This window comes from Herminiimonas sp. NPDC097707 (assembly GCF_044761395.1).
In the GTDB taxonomy this organism is placed as follows: domain Bacteria; phylum Pseudomonadota; class Gammaproteobacteria; order Burkholderiales; family Burkholderiaceae_D; genus Oxalicibacterium.
Window position 1 is genome coordinate 1,109,498 of sequence record NZ_JBIWCI010000001.1, and the last position, 16,176, is coordinate 1,125,673.

The window sequence follows — 16,176 nt, forward strand, 5'->3', positions numbered from 1 at the left end:
GGCGAGCCTTATCTATAAACGTGTTAATGATGTTGGCGCTAACGGCCAAAACACAAGCCCGGACAGCAACAAAAATCAGACAGAAAAACAAAAAAAGCCACCTGCGAAGTTGTCTTCGAAGTGGCTTTACGATGGAAGCCTGAATGATCCTTGCTGATTTGATTGTACTGGTGTTTTCAATGAAAAACAGGCTCAAAGAGCCTGTTTTTGATGATTTCCTGCAGATTTTTTAAATATTTACTATTTTGCACCGGATACTTTGGGTTGCTCATGATAGATCAGCAATGGTTTCGCACCGTTGGTAATCGTACCTTCGTCAATGACCACTTTGGAAACATTCTGTTCGTTCGGCAATTCGTACATGACATCCAGCAAGGCGTGCTCAAGAATCGAACGCAAACCACGTGCACCGGTTTTGCGTGCAATGGCTTTCTTGGCAATGGCTTGCAAGGCAGCCGGGCGAATTTCCAGCTCTGCGCCTTCCATTTCCAATAATTTCGAATATTGCTTGATCAGCGCATTCTTGGGCTCGAGCAGGATCTGGATCAGCGCTTCTTCATCCAGTTCGCGCAAAGTTGCTACGACCGGCAGACGGCCTACCAACTCAGGGATCAGACCGAACTTGATCAGATCTTCCGGTTCGGTATCCAGCATGACCTGGCTTGCCGAGCGCTCTTCACGACTCTTCACGGTCGCCGAGAAGCCGATGCCGCTCTTCTCCGAACGCTCGGAAATGATCTTGGCCAGGCCATCGAATGCACCACCGCAGATGAACATGATGTTGGTCGTATCGATCTGCACGAAATCCTGGTTAGGATGTTTGCGGCCGCCTTGCGGTGGCACCGAAGCCATCGTGCCTTCGATCAGTTTCAGCAAAGCCTGCTGCACGCCTTCGCCGGACACATCGCGGGTAATCGATGGGTTGTCTGATTTACGTGAAATCTTGTCGATTTCATCGATATAGACGATGCCTTTTTGCGCGCGTTCGACTTCGTAGTTACAGTTTTGCAGCAACTTTTGAATAATGTTTTCTACATCTTCACCCACATAACCAGCTTCCGTCAGCGTGGTTGCATCGGCAATGACGAACGGCACATCCAGTGTGCGCGCCAGCGTTTGCGCCAGCAGGGTTTTACCGGAACCGGTCGGACCGACCAGCAAGATATTGCTCTTGGCCAGTTCGACGTCGTCTTTTTTACCCAGATGCTTGAGGCGTTTGTAGTGGTTATAAACCGCTACCGACAAAATGCGCTTGGCCGAGTTTTGCCCGATCACGTATTGATCCAGCAATTCGCACAATTCCTGCGGTGTCGGCAAATCGGTACGCGGGCCGGTCAGCGTTTCTACGCTGGATGCTTCATCACGGATGATGTCGTTGCACAAATCGATGCACTCGTCGCAAATGAACACGGACGGTCCGGCGATGAGCTTTTTCACCTCGTGTTGGCTCTTGCCGCAAAACGAGCAATAGAGCAGTTTTTCGCCGCTTGAGGATTTTTTCTCTGACATGGTGCGTGTTTATCTATGGTTGGTACAGATTGATCTTGGCTGCCGGTTGATATTACCTGCGAATTACAGATTCGTCACGCAGCGTAAAAAACCAGTGTTGCGATGGCAGACCGTAAAATAAAACGCCCGAACGTTGGTGCGCCCGGGCGTTATTTGCATAATAAACAACTATCAGGCTCGGGTTGTCAAAACTTTATCGATCATGCCGTATTCAACTGCCGCATCGGCTGACATGAAATTGTCGCGATCGGTATCGCGACTGATTTCGTCCAGAGTCTTGCCAGTTCTATCGGCAAGAATCTGATTCAAGCGTTCACGCAGATACAGGATTTCGCGTGCCTGGATTTCGATATCCGAAGCCTGGCCCTGTGCACCACCCAAAGGCTGGTGAATCATGATGCGCGAATTCGGCAGCGAGAAACGTTTACCCTTTTCGCCTGCCGCCAGCAGGAAAGCACCCATGGATGCAGCCAGACCGGTACACAGTGTCGATACATTCGGCTTGATGAACTGCATCGTATCAAAAATCGCCATGCCGGCCGAAACCGAACCACCAGGCGAGTTGATATACAAAGAGATGTCCTTGTCCGGATTTTCACTTTCAAGGAACAGCAATTGCGCAACGATCAAATTGGCGGCATGGTCATTGACCGGGCCGACCAGAAAGATCACGCGCTCTTTCAGCAAACGCGAATAAATATCGTACGCGCGTTCACCGCGACCGCTCTGCTCGATCACCATTGGGACCATACCGAGCATTTCAGTATCAAGAGCGGAAGTACGAGTCATGCTAGTGGTCATGTGCTTTCCTTATGGAGCGGCACAAAGCGATTAGCCTTGTGCGTTGTTGCCCATCAATTCATCGAACGCAACCGACTTGTCGGTCACTTTGGCTTTAGCCAATACGTAATTGACGACGTTTTCTTCCAATACAAGGGCTTCAACCTCAGCCAGACGGCTACGGTCACTGAAATAATACTTCAGAACCTGAGTTGGGTCTTCGTAGCTCTGCGCAAACTCTTCGACTTGCGCTTTGACTTGTTCCGGCTTGGCTTGCAGCTCGTTGGCTTTCACAACTTCAGCCAGGATCAGACCCAAACGTACGCGACGCTCAGCTTGTTCAGTAAACAGTTCAGGCGGGAATGGCAGGTCACTGACCTTCATGCCGCGCTGCGCCATGTCTTGACGGGTCGATTCCATCAAACGCTGGGTTTCCTGATCGATCAGCACTTTAGGTACATCGAATTCGCTGTTTTTGATCAACGCATCCATGACGCTGTCTTTGGTACGCGCTTTTACGCGGTTGCTGACTTCACGTTCCAGATTTTGTTTGACGTCTGCACGCATTTTTTCCAGATCGCCGTCTTCAATACCCAGCGACTTGGCAAATTCTGCATCGACTTCCGGCATGTGTGCCCATTCGATCTGTTTCAGCGTGATCGTGAACTCGGCAGTTTTGCCGGCCACGTCTGCACCGTGGTAATCGACTGGGAACGACAATGGGAAAGTTTTGGATTCGCCGACTTTCAAGCCGATGGTGCCGGCTTCGAATTCAGCCAGCATGCGGCCTTCGCCCAACACGAATGCGTAGTCTTCCGCTTTGCCGCCCTGGAATTCAACGCCGTCGATGGTACCGACGAAATCGATGGTGACGCGATCGCCATTCTTGGCAGTCAGATCCGAACCACCGTCGCCATGCGCGCTTTGCTCGCCCTTGACGTGGTAGTGCACGCGCTGCTTGCGCAGGATGTCGATGGTTTTGTCGATTTCAGCATCGCTGACTTCAACGATGGTTTTTTCCACTTCAGCCGAAGCCAGATCGCCTACCTTGATTTCTGGGTAAACTTCAAACGTTGCATTGAAAGCAAGCGTGCCTTCAGCAACGTCGTCGTTCTTGGCTTCAATTTTTGGATAACCAGCCACGCGCAGTTTGCTTTCGCTGGTTGCTTCGCCGAATGCCTGACCGACCTTGTCGTTCAGCACTTCGTTTTCGATTTGATAACCGTATTGTTGCGCGACCATCTTCATCGGTACTTTGCCTGCGCGGAAGCCCGGCGCCTTGACGGTACGAGCACGTACTTTCAGACGTTTTTCGACTTCCGTTTGTACTTCTGCGACCGGCACGGTGATCGTGATGCGGCGTTCAAGTTTGTCCAGAGTTTCGACTGCAGTTGCCATGTGAATCGTCCAAAAAATAAAGAATTCTGTGGTGCGAGGAGGGGGACTCGAACCCCCACACCATTGCTGGCGTCAGGACCTAAACCTGGTGCGTCTACCAATTTCGCCATCCTCGCGGGAATGTGCACTAAGTGCGCAAATACAAAAGCAAAGGGCGACCTGGAAGTGAATATGTGGGTCGCCCTGCACTGCCTTTTGTATCGGCCGTTCAACTTCAACCCGGGATTTTACTGGATTTTGCAGCACCTGCGCACATTTTGACAATTTGCTTACGCCAACGGCCCGATTCTCCCACCGTCGAAATGCATGATTGCTTTGCTTTCCGACAGAATGGCACACTGTGCGACAGCGATTTGCGACCCCGCCTGCCACTCGACATCGATTGCATATTTGCCTGAGGAAGCGGCATTTTCATTTACTATGCGGGCTGGCCTTGTTATCGCAGCAATGTTTTGCTGCACTATTTTAAAAGCACTGATCATCTCTGTGCACGCACCATACTCCATCCATGGCTGTTGATCATTACGAAAATTTCCCTGTTGCGTCCATCCTGTTGCCTGCACGCTTGCGCCCTGCCGTCGAAATCATTTATGCATTCGCCCGCAGCGCCGACGATCTGGCAGATGAAGGCGATGCCAGCGCAGAGGAACGACTGGCGGCGCTGACCGCCTACGAAGATGGGCTGGATCAGATTGCTGCCACACAGACGCCGGACACTGCCCTGTTCCGCGAATTGGCCAAGGTCATCGCCGACTATCAGTTGCCACTGCAGCCATTCCGCGACTTGCTGTCAGCCTTCAAGCAGGATGTCGGCACCACGCGCTATGCAGACTTCGGCCTGTTGCTCGACTATTGCCGTCGCTCGGCCAATCCGGTAGGCACGCTGATGCTGCATTTGTATGGCGCGGCAAACGCAGAAAACCTGCGCGATTCGGATGCCATCTGTTCCGCACTGCAATTGATCAACTTCTGGCAGGACGTGGCGATTGATATGCGGAAAGCGCGTATCTACCTGCCGCAGGAAGATATGCAAAAATTCCAGGTAGACGAAGAACATATCGTCGGCCAGCGTATCGATCAGGCTTGGCGCAATCTGATGCAATTCGAAATATCCCGCGCACGCAGCATACTCATCTCGGGTGCGCCGCTGGCCTTGCGCCTGCCGGGGCGTATCGGCTGGGAGTTGCGTCTGGTCGTGCAAGGCGGCCTGCGTATACTGGAACGCATAGAAGCCGTTGATTACGATGTCTTCCGGCATCGCCCCAAGCTGGGGAAAAGCGACTGGGTACGCCTGATCTGGCGTGCCATATGCATGAAAGCGGTGCAGTCAGGCTTGCATGAAAAATAAGGGCGTCACATCAAACACCGATGTATCGTCTTGCCGTCATACACAAGTTCTCAAATAATTAACCAAAGGTAAGGACATATTTGTCCCGATTGCCTTAGTCGGCTAGCATAGCGGCTTCATTCAGCGCCAGGCGCCCTACTTTTATGTCACCCGACGATTATTGCCAGCAAAAAGCCGCTCAAAGCGGTTCCAGTTTTTATTACAGCTTCCTGTTTCTGCCGGCGGAACGCCGCCGTGCGATTACTGCGCTCTACGCCTTCTGCCGCGAAGTTGACGACACGGTTGATGACTGCACCGACGTTTCGATTGCACGCACCAAGCTGGCATGGTGGCGTCAGGAAGTCGCTGCCATGATGTCCGGCGCACCGACGCATCCGGTAAGCAAGGCTTTGCAGCCGCATTTAACGCCATTTTCGCTCGACAGCCAGCATCTGCTGGCCATCATCGACGGCATGGAAATGGATCTCGATCAGACGCGTTATCTCGATTTCCCCGGCTTGCAAAAATACTGCTGGCACGTGGCCAGTGTGGTCGGCCTTTTGTCGGCGAATATTTTCGGTGTGACCAATCCGCAAACGCTGCAATACGCAGAAAAGCTCGGCCTGGCCTTCCAGCTGACCAACATCATTCGCGATGTCGGCGAAGATGCCCGCAAGGGTCGCATCTATCTGCCGGTCAACGAACTGCAGCAATTCAACGTCACCGCCGCCGATATATTGAATGCGCGCCATAGCGACAATTTTGAAAAGCTGATGCAGTTCCAGGCCGCACGTGCGCAAAAAATGTATGACGAAGCATTTGCCTTGCTGCCCAAGGAAGACAGACGCGCCCAGCGTCCCGGCCTGATCATGGCGGCAATCTATCGTGCCGTGCTGAATGAAGTGGAGCGCGACGGTTTCCATGTCCTGACGCAACGCATTTCCCTCACGCCTATACGCAAACTGTGGCTGGCGTGGATTACCTATGTGCGCGGTTAATGTCTGAAACTGCGTCCCGCATGAAGCAGGCAATTGCCGTCGTTGGGGCCGGCTGGGCCGGTTGCGCCGCAGCAGTTGAACTGGCTCGCGCCGGACATCAGGTCACACTTTACGAATCGTCCCGTACGCTGGGCGGCCGCGCTCGCGCTGTTGAAATGCAGGGAAAAATGCTGGATAACGGACAGCACATCCTGCTCGGCGCCTATGCGGAAAGTTTGCGCTTATTCAAAATTGTCGGCATCGATATCAACAAAGCGCTGTTGCGCCTGCCTTTGCAAATGCGTTATCCGACAGGATGCGACGGCATGGATTTCGTCGCGCCGCGACTGCCTGCACCTTTGCATTTGGCCGCCGCCTTGCTGCGCACAAAAGGCTTGAGCGGCAGTGACAAAATGGCTCTGGCGCGCTTTTCATCGGCAGCACGCTGGATGGATTGGCAATTGAATACCGATTGCAGCGTCAGTGAGTTGCTGCATCGCTTCGATCAAACCGAGCGCCTGATCAAACTGATGTGGCAACCGCTATGCATCGCCGCCCTCAATACCCCGCCGGAACGTGCATCGGCACAAATCTTTCTCAATGTATTGCGCGACAGTCTGGGCGCGCGCCGCGCCGCATCCGACATGCTGATCCCGCGCGTCGATCTGACTACGCTGTTTCCGCAGCAGGCTGCAAGCCTGGTAACGCAGCATGGCGGCACGATCAAAACCGGCGCGATGGTGCAGAAAATAGTCGCCTGCAAGGGCAAGTGGTCGGTGATGCTGGATAACACAGAAGATGCAATGTATGACGCCGTGGTGATCGCCACACCGGCGACGCAAACGGCGATCCTGCTGGCTGATGTGACGATGGACGCCGCCATCCCTGCATTTGAATATGAAGCGATCACCACCTGTTATCTGCAATATCCGGCGAATACGCATCTCGCCCTGCCGTTCTATGCATTGACTGATGACGCTGATAGCGGATGCTGGGGCCAGTTTGTGTTTGATCGCGGACAACTCGATCGCACGCAAAGCGGCTTGTTTGCCGTCGTCGTCAGCACTTCGACATCCGCAATTGAATTGGGGCATGAAGCCTTGTCTGCGGCGATTGCGACACAACTGGCCCATGCCTTGCAGATGCCGGCTTTGGCGCATCCCGAATGGAGCCGGATCATTTCAGAAAAACGCGCAACGTTTTCCTGTACGCCTGCGCTGCAGCGTCCGGAAGAAAAGACCGAATTTCCTCATCTGGTCATCGCCGGCGATTATCTGGCCAGCGACTATCCGGCTACGCTGGAATCGGCAGTGCACAGCGGCGTGAAAGCCGCGAGCTTGCTGTGCCAGCACTTTACTCCAGCAAAATAAATCGCCAACCTTATTCGTGTTCGCGCACGCGATTGAGCGCTTCATCGATGCGCTCTACCGCGATGATGGTCAAGCCTTCTATTTTCTGTTTAGGTGCATTCGACTTCGGAATCAAGGCCAGCGAAAAACCCAGTTTCGCAGCTTCGCGCAAACGCTCCTGTCCGCGTGGCGCCGGGCGAATTTCACCGGCCAGCCCGACTTCGCCAAACACCACCAGGCCACGCGGCAAGGGACGACTGCGCATCGACGAATGGATCGCCAGTAATACGGCAAGGTCGGCTGCCGGCTCGGTAATCTTCACGCCGCCAACCGCATTGATGAAGACATCCTGATCGAAGGCCGCGATACCTGCGTGTCTGTGCAAAACCGCCAGCAGCATCGCCAGTCGGTTCTGTTCCAGCCCCACGGAGAGGCGGCGCGCATTCGGCAAATGCGAAGTATCGACCAGGGCCTGAATTTCAACCAGCAAGGGACGCGTTCCTTCCTGCGTCACCATCACACAGGCGCCGGGCACCGGACTGTCGTGCTGTGACAAGAACAATGCGGATGGATTGGAAACGCCCTTCAAGCCCTTTTCCGTCATCGCGAATACGCCCAGTTCATTCACCGCACCAAAGCGATTCTTGATCGCGCGCACCAGACGGAAGCTGGAATGCGTATCGCCTTCAAAATACAAAACCGTATCGACGATATGTTCGAGTACGCGCGGCCCGGCCAGCGCGCCCTCCTTCGTGACGTGCCCGACCATGATAATGGTCACACCGGTTTGCTTGGCGATGCGCGTCAACTGCGCGGCGCATTCACGCACCTGTGCCACTGATCCCGGCGCCGAGCTGAGCGCATCCGAATACACGGTTTGTATCGAATCGATCACCGCCACATCCGGCCTGTGTTCGGCCAGGGTATTCAGAATTTTTTCCAGCTGGATTTCAGCCTGCAGTTTCAAGTCTTTTGCATCCACCGCAAGACGCCTGGCGCGCAAGGCAATCTGTGCGCCCGATTCTTCGCCGCTGACATACAGAACTTTTTTAATCTTCGACAGATTGGCCAGCGCTTGCAGCAACAAGGTCGACTTGCCGATGCCGGGGTCGCCGCCTATCAGCACCACGCCCCCGGCCACCAGGCCACCACCCAGAACGCGATCGAATTCTTCTATGCCGGTGCCGAAGCGCGGCACATCGACCGCCTCGATGTCGGCCAGGCTCAATACCGGTGCCGATTGCGCCAGGCCCTGGTGTTGCGTCGAGAAACGATTGGTGCCGGTTTCGACAACCGTCTCGACCAGCGTATTCCATGCATTGCAGGATGGACATTGTCCGCCCCATTTATTGCTGATACCGCCGCATTCGCTGCAGGTGTAATTAGTTTTGGCTTTTGCCATCTGTGTCGGTTTCCGTCTTGCTGATTAAGTTAAACGTGCTCGGATTCAACGATACGCACGCGCGGTGCAATTGCGCACATCAATTCATAGCCTACCGTACCCGCCGCACTGGCGACTTCATCCACCGGCAAGCCCCGTCCCCACAAGATGACCTGACTACCGACACCAGCATAGGCAACCGGTGTCAGATCGACAGTAATCATATCCATCGAAACGCGTCCGACTATCTGCGTCCTCACGCCATCGACGATGACCGGCGTACCACTAGGCGCATGACGCGGATAACCGTCTGCATAACCGCATGCGACCACGCCTACCGTCATCGGCCCGCTGGCGACAAAACTGCTGCCGTAACCAACCGCATCGCCGGCCACGATGTGCTGGATACCGATGATTTCACTGCTCAAGGTCATCGCAGGCTGCAAGCCAAAGGCTGCTGCCGGCGTGTCTGCGGGTGTGCCGCCGTACAGCATCACACCGGGGCGCACCCAATCCGCCGTGCATTCCGGATGCATCAAGTCTGCCGCCGAATTGGACAGGCTGCGATCGCCGGGCAAGCCCTGCGTTGCCGTTTGAAAGCGCTGCAGTTGTTCGCTGAGCGGCAAATTGGCGTTGGCTGCATTTTCCGCATTGGCGAAATGCGTAATGAAAGAAATATTGCGTACTGCCGGTATGGCGCGCAGACGTTGATAGATATCATGACAGACCGCAGGCATGAAGCCGAGGCGATTCATGCCGCTATTGATTTTAAGATGCACATCCAGTTTTGCATTCAGACTGGCTTGCTCCAGCATCTTCAGTTGCTCGACGCAATGCACGACGGTATCGATCTGATGAACGGAAATCGTCTGCAAGTCAGCCGCATCGAAAAAGCCCTCCAGCAGCAGGATGCGTTTTTGCCAACCAAGTTGCCGCAGGCGCACCGCATTCTCCACTTCAATCAGACCCAGGCCATCCGCCTCCGCGAAACCGCGCATGCCGCGTTCCAGACCATGTCCGTATGCATTTGCCTTGACTACAGCCAGAATGCAGGAATGCGGCGCGCAATTTTTTGCCACTCGCAAATTATGACGCATAGCAGCAATATCAATAGTGGCAAGTAAAGGTCTGGGCATACAAAAAAAAATAAAAAAGTTAAATCGCATGCTGCGCGCGATGTAAAGCAATCGAGGGGCCGCGACATCGCGCGACCTGCGATCTTATTTTACCGGACGCACTCTGATCGATGACGGGCATTTCAATCGAAGTCGCAGATTTTCATGGTATAAAGCAAGCCGGAGATACACAGACAAATAGATCAATACGGATGAATCGCGGTTTTTACACCATCATGGCGGCGCAGTTTTTTTCATCGCTCGCCGACAACGCCCTCCTTATTGCGGCCATCGCTTTATTGACAGTCATGAAGTCACCTGACTGGATGACGCCATTACTGAAACTGTTCTTCGTTCTTTCCTATGTCTTGCTGGCCGCTTTCGTCGGCGCATTCGCGGATTCGCTGCCCAAAGGGCGCGTGATGTTCGTCACCAACATGATCAAGATAGTCGGTTGCGGCATGATGTTTTTCGACGTGCATCCGCTGATCGCATATGCCGTAGTCGGTTTCGGCGCAGCCGCCTATTCACCTGCCAAGTACGGCATTCTGACTGAGCTGCTGCCGGCAGAAAAACTGGTCGCGGCAAATGGCTGGATCGAAGGACTCACCGTTTCCTCCATCATTCTTGGTACGGTAATGGGTGGCGCTCTGATTAATCCGAGCATTGCCGCCAAATTGCTGGCGTTCGATTTCCCGTATTTTGATTTTGGCATTGATACACCGGCAGAAACTGCACTCTGCATTATTGCAATCATCTATCTGCTGGCAGCCTTGTTCAATCTAAGAATTCCCGACACCGGCGCCCGTTATCCGCATCAGGAACGCCATCCAATCAAGCTGATTAGCGATTTTGTTCATTGCTTTACTACCTTGTGGAATGACAGGCTGGGCCAGATTTCACTCGCCGTCACCACCCTGTTCTGGGGCGCAGGAGCGACCCTGCAATTCATCGTCCTGAAATGGGCCGGCAATTCTTTGGGCATGCAGCTGGACGAAGCCGCCATTCTGCAAGGCGTAGTCGCGGTGGGTGTGGCAATAGGCGCCATTGCAGCAGCCCGCTTTGTCCCCCTGAAAAAATCATTATCCGTGATGCCGCTGGGCGTCATCATGGGCGTCGTCGTCATCATCATGACCATGGTGCACACGGTCTGGCTGGCATATCCGCTACTGGTGCTGGTAGGCGCCCTGTCCGGTTATTTTGTCGTGCCCATGAATGCATTGCTGCAGCATCGCGGCCATGTCCTGATGAGCGCCGGGCATTCGATTGCCGTACAAAACTTCAATGAAAATCTGTCGGTGCTGACGATGCTGCTGCTCTATGCACTGATGATCAAGCTGGATCTGAATATCAACATTGTCATCGTGATGTTCGGGCTCTTTGTTTCCGGCATCATGCTGCTGATCATGCGCAGGCATGCAGCCAATCAGCGCGAGCACGATTCACTGTCTCTGATCGGCGAGCACAAACACTAATCGTGGCAACATTCAGGCCAGAGGATGTGCCAATTTTATTCTCTGTCCGGCGCGCGTACGCCAGTCATCCGGCACGATAAACCCGCGACTCACCTCAAGTCCCACGCCATCCTTCACTTCCAGCAATGCGACCAGCACGGGCATCGTATCGTGCACGAAATATTCCGCCAGATATTCCTGCAGTGCCTGTTGATCCATCGTCTGCGATAGCGGCAAGCTGGCGGGTGCCAGCCACTGCAGGCGCGGCAAAATTGCGTAGCGTTCCGCACGCAAATGCGCGAGATCGGAACATGCACACCAAAAACCGCGGCAATGTTCGTGTGCGGTGCCGAAGGCGTTCATTTCCAGATCGACATCCGGATAAAAAAGCCAGCCCTTCACCAAAGCCTGCGCCTTGCTGACAGGCTCCGGCAAATGTATTTGCGCAGCAGGATGCGCGGAAAGCAGCAACTGCCGGTCCAGTATCTTGTGCATTTTGGCGCCTAGCGTATCCGCCAGATTGGGGCCGACGAAGTAATCGGCATCGTTGCCTGCGCCGCTGGATTCCAGCAAATAGAATTTGGTAGCGAATTCCCAATGCACCAGTTGATCGTCCAGACGCAGCAGGAAATCAAATTCGCCTATGGTGCTGTTTTTCCCGGCGCGCACCTGCACGCTGTGTGCAAACAGTACGTTCTGACGTTCCAGATAAAACGCCATCAACTTCTCTGCATAACGTCCCAGTCGCGCGAACGGTTGCAAATCCAGGTAACGATGCAGCTCTGCAGGTTCGCTATCCATGGCGGTCAGCCATGCATCGATGCCAGCCAGCATGCCGGCCGGCAGTGCTGCAATTTTTCCCTGCCATTGCGGTGCATGCGGATCGAGCAAATCAGGCGCAACCAGCAACCATGCCAATGCGCGTACATGCGGATCGTTCAGATGTCCCCAGCGCCGGTGAAATTGCGCCTGAAAATTATTCGCAGGTTTATGCGCTTGGACTGTCGGCATACGTTTGCATGGCAAGGCACAAATCGGCCCATGCCTTGCTCTTGTCTTTAAGGTTGCGCAACAGATAGGCAGGGTGATACGTGACGATCAAAGGCAGATCGGCATAGCGATGTACGGTGCCGCGCAACTTGCTGACCGGCGTGGTCGGCTCCAGTTTCAATAGCGAGATTGCCGCCGTTTTGCCCAGTGCGACGATGACGGTCGGCTTGATCAAGGCTATCTGCCGTTCCAGGTACGGGATGCAGGCTGCAGCTTCTTCTGCTGCAGGAGGGCGATCGCGTTTGCTGGCATCGGTCGGCCGGCACTTCACGATATTCGCGATATAGGTATTTTCACCGCGCTTCAAGCCCATCGCACCGAACATATTATCGAGCAATTTCCCGGCCGGGCCGACGAAGGGTTCGCCCTGAAAATCCTCGTTGCGTCCCGGGCCTTCACCGACAAACAGCCATTTTGCCTTTTGATCGCCGACGCCAAATACGGTTTGCGTCCGGCTTTTGCATAAACCGCATTGCGTGCAACTCGCGACGACGGATTTGAGCTGCGCCCAATCCATCTGCGCAATATCGGCAAACGATGTGGTCGTCGCCACTTCAGATGCGGCAAGCGTAACAGGTGCATGCAGCGGCACTGCCACGACCGGAGTAGCTTCCGCCCATGCAGACGTCGTTACCGCAACTGCTGTCGCCTGCATGGATGGTATCCCTGCAGGCGCAGCATCCATTACCGCCTCTGCGACAGCCTGTGGCGCTGCAATGCCACGTTGCGACCAAATCGGCCCCAGGCCCATTTCATGCAGGAATGCTGCCCGTCGATGTTGATCGCTCATAGCGCCAGCTTCATCACAATGGCGTCTTCACGCTGATTATTCGGTGCCGGATAATATCCCTTGCGTATGCCGATGCGCGCAAAGCCGTAACGTTCATAAATTTTTTCCGCCCGCGTATTGGAAGGACGCACTTCCAGCAACAGCGCTTGCAATTTTCTTTCCTGCACGATGGCCTTGGCCTTGTTGAGCAACAAGAGTCCGATGCCACCCCCATGCAAATCGCGATGCACGGTGATATTCAATAAATGCGCATCGTCCACCGACGGCATTAGCAGGAAATAACCATTCAACGTACCTGCAGCATCGCGCAGTATCCAGGTTTCATAGCCGCTGCTGATCGAATCGAGGAAATTTCCTCGCGTCCACGGAAACGGATAGACATCGTTTTCAATGGCCAGCACATCGCTGACATCGGACGGCTGCATCCGGGAAAAATACAGCTTGAGCGGACGCGCTACCGGAGCCGGCTGCGGAATCGGGCTTTGCACAGAACTCATGCGATTTCCTTTGCGGCCTTTTCCAGACGTTCGTTCGTCGTCAATGCCACCTTGTTGCGTAAATACAGAGGTTCTGCAACACCGGCAGCCACGCCCTGCCCTTGCGCAAAGGCCAGCGCGCCCAGCGTTGCAATCTGTGCGGCATGCGGCACCCATTCTTTCATCTCGGCGCGAAAAAAAGAACGCGCTGCAAAATCCTTCTCATATGCCTTCAATCCATTACCGCAAGCGACAACTTCCCCATTCGGCATTACATCTGATGCTGCGGACAAGCTTGGTGCGATCACAATCTGCCATTCGCGATCGAAACGATATTGCGCCCAATAGACTTCGCCCATGCGCGCATCCATCACTGCCAGTACATCGCATGCGCCGGTTTTTTCATGACAAGCCTGCGCCAATGCCAGCAAGGTGACCGTCGGCAGCAATGGCAGATCTGCGCCATACGCCAAGCCCTGCGCAATCCCGCAAGCGGTGCGCACGCCGGTAAATGAACCGGGACCGGAACCGAATGCAATTGCATCGCAATCCGCCAATGCCAGACCGGCCCTGGCGAGCAAGTCCTGCACCATGGGCAAAATGCTTTGCGAGTGCGTTGTCACGCCAGCCGCTTCTGCAGATGTCACGACAGCGCCATGCAGCAATGCAGCCGAGGCAAGTTCAGAGGATGTTTCAATAGCAAGGATAGTAGACATGGCGGTATTTTACCGCGCGTGCCGCAAGGCGTCTGGATCGCGTGCACACTTTATGAAAATTGCGGCAAGCCCGGCTGTCGCAGCAGACGCTTGCTCAACTGAGGATAGAAACCGGTAAAATACCGCCATGCCCAGTATCACACTAGAACCGGAAAACCAGCATCAGTTAGCGCAACGCATGCAAGACGACGTATGGGTGGTCGCCTGCCTGTGCGCGGCGTGGTGCGATGTATGCACAAGCTACCGACCAGGTTTCGATGAACTGGCTGCGCAACATCCGGACAAGCTTTTTATCTGGATCGATATTGAAGATAGTGCCGATCTGATTGGCGACTTCGATGTTGAAAACTTCCCCACACTTTTAATTCAGCGCGGCGACGATGTGATGTTTTACGGCACCACCATGCCCGACCATCGCATCGCACATCGCCTGATCACATCGCATGCGGATAAAAACAACTCCGAGCTAAAACAGCAGGCACAAAGCAGCGCTGAATATCAGGAGTGGCAGCTGGAGCGCAATCTTCGCAAAACTTTGACTCAAACTTGAGTCTGCGCTCTACTGCACCTTCGCACTTACTTTCTCAACACGAATTTTCAGACAAAAAAAATCCCCGGCGAACCGAGGATTTTTTATTTCGCTTGATTCAGCTTAGATAGGCTGAATGTTCGAAGCTTGCTTGCCCTTAGGACCAGCGGTCACTTCAAAAGAAACGCGTTGGTTCTCTTGCAGTGATTTGAAGCCGCTCGACTGAATTGCCGAGAAGTGAGCGAACAAATCTTCGCCGCCTTCGTCAGGGGTAATAAAGCCGAAGCCCTTCGAATCATTAAACCATTTTACGATACCAGTTGCCATTACAATTCCTAATTTCAGTTAAGTTGGGCAGTTGCCCGTTAAATCGTTTCAACCAAGACAGGAATGACAGACTAATACTGCACTACTAACTCGAATCTCAACGATGCTTGATTATACCGGAGAAAATTAAAAAAGTTAAACTTTGATAATTACTTAATCTTGCAAGAAAGCATTAATAGGAAATTTACTCATTTTCTTGTATCACTGTCATGAAAATCTGAGAACTTCCCACACTGGCAAAAGAAGAGGCAGCACACCAGCGCATCCTTATTTTTGCTGCTGCGCCCTTTCCTTTTCCGCTTTTTTCTCCAGAATTTCTTTCTGACGTGCAGCGGATTCCTTTACCTTCTCTTCGTATCTCCTGATATTCTCAGCGCGTTTTTGTTCTTCCGCCGCCTCATTCGCCTTCAAGTTCCGCTGTTTCTCCGCTTGTTCCTCGATTTTTTTTGCCTGTGCATCTGCGCGCGCCTTGCGTTGCGCATCCCTGGATACGCTGTTTTGTTCATGGAGCGATTTACCGGCATCATCGGTTTTGCCTTCGTCAGGTGCTTGCTGCAGGATGGCCTTGCCTTCGTTTTCCGCTGCTTTTCCTGCCAGACGGCGATCGCGTTCCACCACGCGCGCATGTCGTATATATGCATTGGCCTCGACTTCGATCGGCTTCACTGTCAGCAAATCCAGGCGCCGGCGCTCCTTCGCCTGGTTCAAACACGAAGTGGCAAAGAATTTTGGATAGCAGGCATGCTGCTCCGCCTTGAAGCGCGCTTCGACATTGGCACGCGCATGCTTCACTTCCTCCACTGCACTCTCTGCAGCTTCCTGCGACTTGATGGCACCGGCCGGATAACGCCCCACCACATCTTGCACCGAGTAGGACTGCAAGGCTGCTTCATCCATCGTCACAGTCGTTTGCGCCCAGACATAGGGGCCGGATAGCAGCATCAATGCCGCTGCAAACATTCTCACTATCAGTTTCATCATTACGGTTTCACCAGGTT

The 16,176-nt window shown here is 53.8% G+C and carries 16 protein-coding genes and 1 tRNA gene; 5 read left to right on the top strand and 12 right to left on the bottom strand.

Annotated elements, in window-relative coordinates; genetic code table 11:
- Positions 1-240 precede the first annotated feature (240 nt).
- The 4 genes from clpX to ACIQW9_RS05330 form a co-directional block, all read right to left on the bottom strand.
- The gene (gene clpX / locus ACIQW9_RS05315; protein WP_402333859.1) at positions 241-1,509 is read right to left on the bottom strand and encodes an ATP-dependent Clp protease ATP-binding subunit ClpX; all 1,269 of its coding nucleotides are present in this window, start codon (positions 1,507-1,509) and stop codon (positions 241-243) included.
- A gap of 171 nt (positions 1,510-1,680) precedes the next feature.
- Positions 1,681-2,310 (bottom strand): ATP-dependent Clp endopeptidase proteolytic subunit ClpP, encoded by a 630-nt coding sequence (clpP, locus tag ACIQW9_RS05320; protein ID WP_402333862.1) that lies wholly within the window; start codon positions 2,308-2,310, stop codon positions 1,681-1,683.
- A gap of 30 nt (positions 2,311-2,340) precedes the next feature.
- Positions 2,341-3,687 carry a trigger factor gene (tig, locus tag ACIQW9_RS05325; RefSeq protein ID WP_402333865.1) on the bottom strand — a complete coding sequence of 449 codons (1,347 nt, stop codon included), beginning with the start codon at positions 3,685-3,687 and terminating at the stop codon, positions 2,341-2,343.
- 29 nt (positions 3,688-3,716) lie between these two features.
- Positions 3,717-3,803 (bottom strand) — tRNA-Leu (locus tag ACIQW9_RS05330).
- A gap of 392 nt (positions 3,804-4,195) precedes the next feature.
- Between ACIQW9_RS05330 and hpnC the strand changes: the two genes are divergently transcribed.
- From hpnC to hpnE, 3 genes are all read left to right on the top strand, one after another.
- Positions 4,196-5,035, top strand: coding sequence for a squalene synthase HpnC (hpnC, locus tag ACIQW9_RS05335; protein WP_402333868.1), 840 nt, complete (start codon positions 4,196-4,198; stop codon positions 5,033-5,035).
- Positions 5,036-5,178: 143 nt separating this feature from the next.
- On the top strand, positions 5,179-6,012 hold the full coding sequence (gene hpnD / locus ACIQW9_RS05340; RefSeq protein WP_402333871.1) for a presqualene diphosphate synthase HpnD: 834 nt from the start codon (positions 5,179-5,181) through the stop codon (positions 6,010-6,012).
- Positions 6,012-7,361: a hydroxysqualene dehydroxylase HpnE gene (gene hpnE, locus ACIQW9_RS05345; RefSeq protein ID WP_402333873.1), complete on the top strand. Its 1,350-nt coding sequence runs from the start codon at positions 6,012-6,014 to the stop codon at positions 7,359-7,361. The genes hpnD and hpnE overlap by 1 nt, the downstream gene beginning before the upstream one ends.
- 10 nt (positions 7,362-7,371) lie before the next feature.
- Here the strand turns inward: hpnE and radA are convergent, their stop codons facing one another.
- A complete protein-coding gene (gene radA / locus ACIQW9_RS05350) occupies positions 7,372-8,742 on the bottom strand; it encodes a DNA repair protein RadA (protein WP_402333876.1) in 1,371 nt (456 codons plus the stop codon).
- A 29-nt stretch (positions 8,743-8,771) separates the two neighbouring features.
- Positions 8,772-9,857, bottom strand: coding sequence for an alanine racemase (alr, locus tag ACIQW9_RS05355; RefSeq protein WP_402333879.1), 1,086 nt, complete (start codon positions 9,855-9,857; stop codon positions 8,772-8,774).
- Positions 9,858-10,048: 191 nt separating this feature from the next.
- On the opposite strand from alr, the gene lplT reads away from it, so the two are divergent.
- Complete coding sequence (gene lplT / locus ACIQW9_RS05360; RefSeq protein WP_402333881.1) at positions 10,049-11,311, top strand: lysophospholipid transporter LplT; 1,263 nt, start codon at positions 10,049-10,051, stop codon at positions 11,309-11,311.
- Positions 11,312-11,323: 12 nt separating this feature from the next.
- Here the strand turns inward: lplT and ACIQW9_RS05365 are convergent, their stop codons facing one another.
- Genes ACIQW9_RS05365 through tsaB form a run of 4 tightly spaced genes read right to left on the bottom strand, consistent with a single transcriptional unit; the run spans position 11,324 to position 14,322 of the window.
- On the bottom strand, positions 11,324-12,301 hold the full coding sequence (locus tag ACIQW9_RS05365; protein WP_402333884.1) for a DUF1853 family protein: 978 nt from the start codon (positions 12,299-12,301) through the stop codon (positions 11,324-11,326).
- Complete coding sequence (locus ACIQW9_RS05370) at positions 12,279-13,130, bottom strand: uracil-DNA glycosylase family protein (RefSeq protein ID WP_402333886.1); 852 nt, start codon at positions 13,128-13,130, stop codon at positions 12,279-12,281. Before ACIQW9_RS05370 ends, ACIQW9_RS05365 begins: the two co-directional genes overlap by 23 nt.
- Entirely contained in the window at positions 13,127-13,627 is a 501-nt protein-coding gene (gene rimI / locus ACIQW9_RS05375; protein ID WP_402333889.1) for a ribosomal protein S18-alanine N-acetyltransferase, read from the bottom strand. The genes ACIQW9_RS05370 and rimI overlap by 4 nt, the downstream gene beginning before the upstream one ends.
- On the bottom strand, positions 13,624-14,322 hold the full coding sequence (gene tsaB, locus ACIQW9_RS05380) for a tRNA (adenosine(37)-N6)-threonylcarbamoyltransferase complex dimerization subunit type 1 TsaB (protein ID WP_402333891.1): 699 nt from the start codon (positions 14,320-14,322) through the stop codon (positions 13,624-13,626). Before tsaB ends, rimI begins: the two co-directional genes overlap by 4 nt.
- Positions 14,323-14,449: 127 nt before the next feature.
- Here tsaB and ACIQW9_RS05385 point away from each other — a divergent pair, with 127 nt between their 5' ends.
- Positions 14,450-14,872 (top strand): thioredoxin family protein, encoded by a 423-nt coding sequence (locus ACIQW9_RS05385; RefSeq protein WP_402333894.1) that lies wholly within the window; start codon positions 14,450-14,452, stop codon positions 14,870-14,872.
- A gap of 102 nt (positions 14,873-14,974) precedes the next feature.
- Here the strand turns inward: ACIQW9_RS05385 and ACIQW9_RS05390 are convergent, their stop codons facing one another.
- Both ACIQW9_RS05390 and ACIQW9_RS05395 read right to left on the bottom strand, forming a co-directional pair.
- The gene (locus tag ACIQW9_RS05390; RefSeq protein ID WP_009665193.1) at positions 14,975-15,178 is read right to left on the bottom strand and encodes a cold-shock protein; all 204 of its coding nucleotides are present in this window, start codon (positions 15,176-15,178) and stop codon (positions 14,975-14,977) included.
- A 267-nt stretch (positions 15,179-15,445) separates the two neighbouring features.
- The gene (locus ACIQW9_RS05395; protein ID WP_402333897.1) at positions 15,446-16,159 is read right to left on the bottom strand and encodes a hypothetical protein; all 714 of its coding nucleotides are present in this window, start codon (positions 16,157-16,159) and stop codon (positions 15,446-15,448) included.
- Positions 16,160-16,176 lie beyond the last annotated feature (17 nt).

Coding starts and splice junctions, on each gene's coding strand:
- ACIQW9_RS05390 (WP_009665193.1), bottom strand. CDS start 15,178: ATGGCAACTGGTATCGTAAAATGGTTTAATGATTCGAAGGGCTTCGGC.
- tsaB (WP_402333891.1), bottom strand. CDS start 14,322: ATGTCTACTATCCTTGCTATTGAAACATCCTCTGAACTTGCCTCGGCT.
- tig (WP_402333865.1), bottom strand. CDS start 3,687: ATGGCAACTGCAGTCGAAACTCTGGACAAACTTGAACGCCGCATCACG.
- hpnD (WP_402333871.1), top strand. CDS start 5,179: ATGTCACCCGACGATTATTGCCAGCAAAAAGCCGCTCAAAGCGGTTCC.
- hpnE (WP_402333873.1), top strand. CDS start 6,012: ATGTCTGAAACTGCGTCCCGCATGAAGCAGGCAATTGCCGTCGTTGGG.
- alr (WP_402333879.1), bottom strand. CDS start 9,857: ATGCCCAGACCTTTACTTGCCACTATTGATATTGCTGCTATGCGTCAT.
- clpP (WP_402333862.1), bottom strand. CDS start 2,310: ATGACCACTAGCATGACTCGTACTTCCGCTCTTGATACTGAAATGCTC.
- hpnC (WP_402333868.1), top strand. CDS start 4,196: ATGGCTGTTGATCATTACGAAAATTTCCCTGTTGCGTCCATCCTGTTG.
- rimI (WP_402333889.1), bottom strand. CDS start 13,627: ATGAGTTCTGTGCAAAGCCCGATTCCGCAGCCGGCTCCGGTAGCGCGT.
- radA (WP_402333876.1), bottom strand. CDS start 8,742: ATGGCAAAAGCCAAAACTAATTACACCTGCAGCGAATGCGGCGGTATC.
- clpX (WP_402333859.1), bottom strand. CDS start 1,509: ATGTCAGAGAAAAAATCCTCAAGCGGCGAAAAACTGCTCTATTGCTCG.
- ACIQW9_RS05395 (WP_402333897.1), bottom strand. CDS start 16,159: ATGATGAAACTGATAGTGAGAATGTTTGCAGCGGCATTGATGCTGCTA.
- ACIQW9_RS05370 (WP_402333886.1), bottom strand. CDS start 13,130: ATGAGCGATCAACATCGACGGGCAGCATTCCTGCATGAAATGGGCCTG.
- ACIQW9_RS05365 (WP_402333884.1), bottom strand. CDS start 12,301: ATGCCGACAGTCCAAGCGCATAAACCTGCGAATAATTTTCAGGCGCAA.
- ACIQW9_RS05385 (WP_402333894.1), top strand. CDS start 14,450: ATGCCCAGTATCACACTAGAACCGGAAAACCAGCATCAGTTAGCGCAA.
- lplT (WP_402333881.1), top strand. CDS start 10,049: ATGAATCGCGGTTTTTACACCATCATGGCGGCGCAGTTTTTTTCATCG.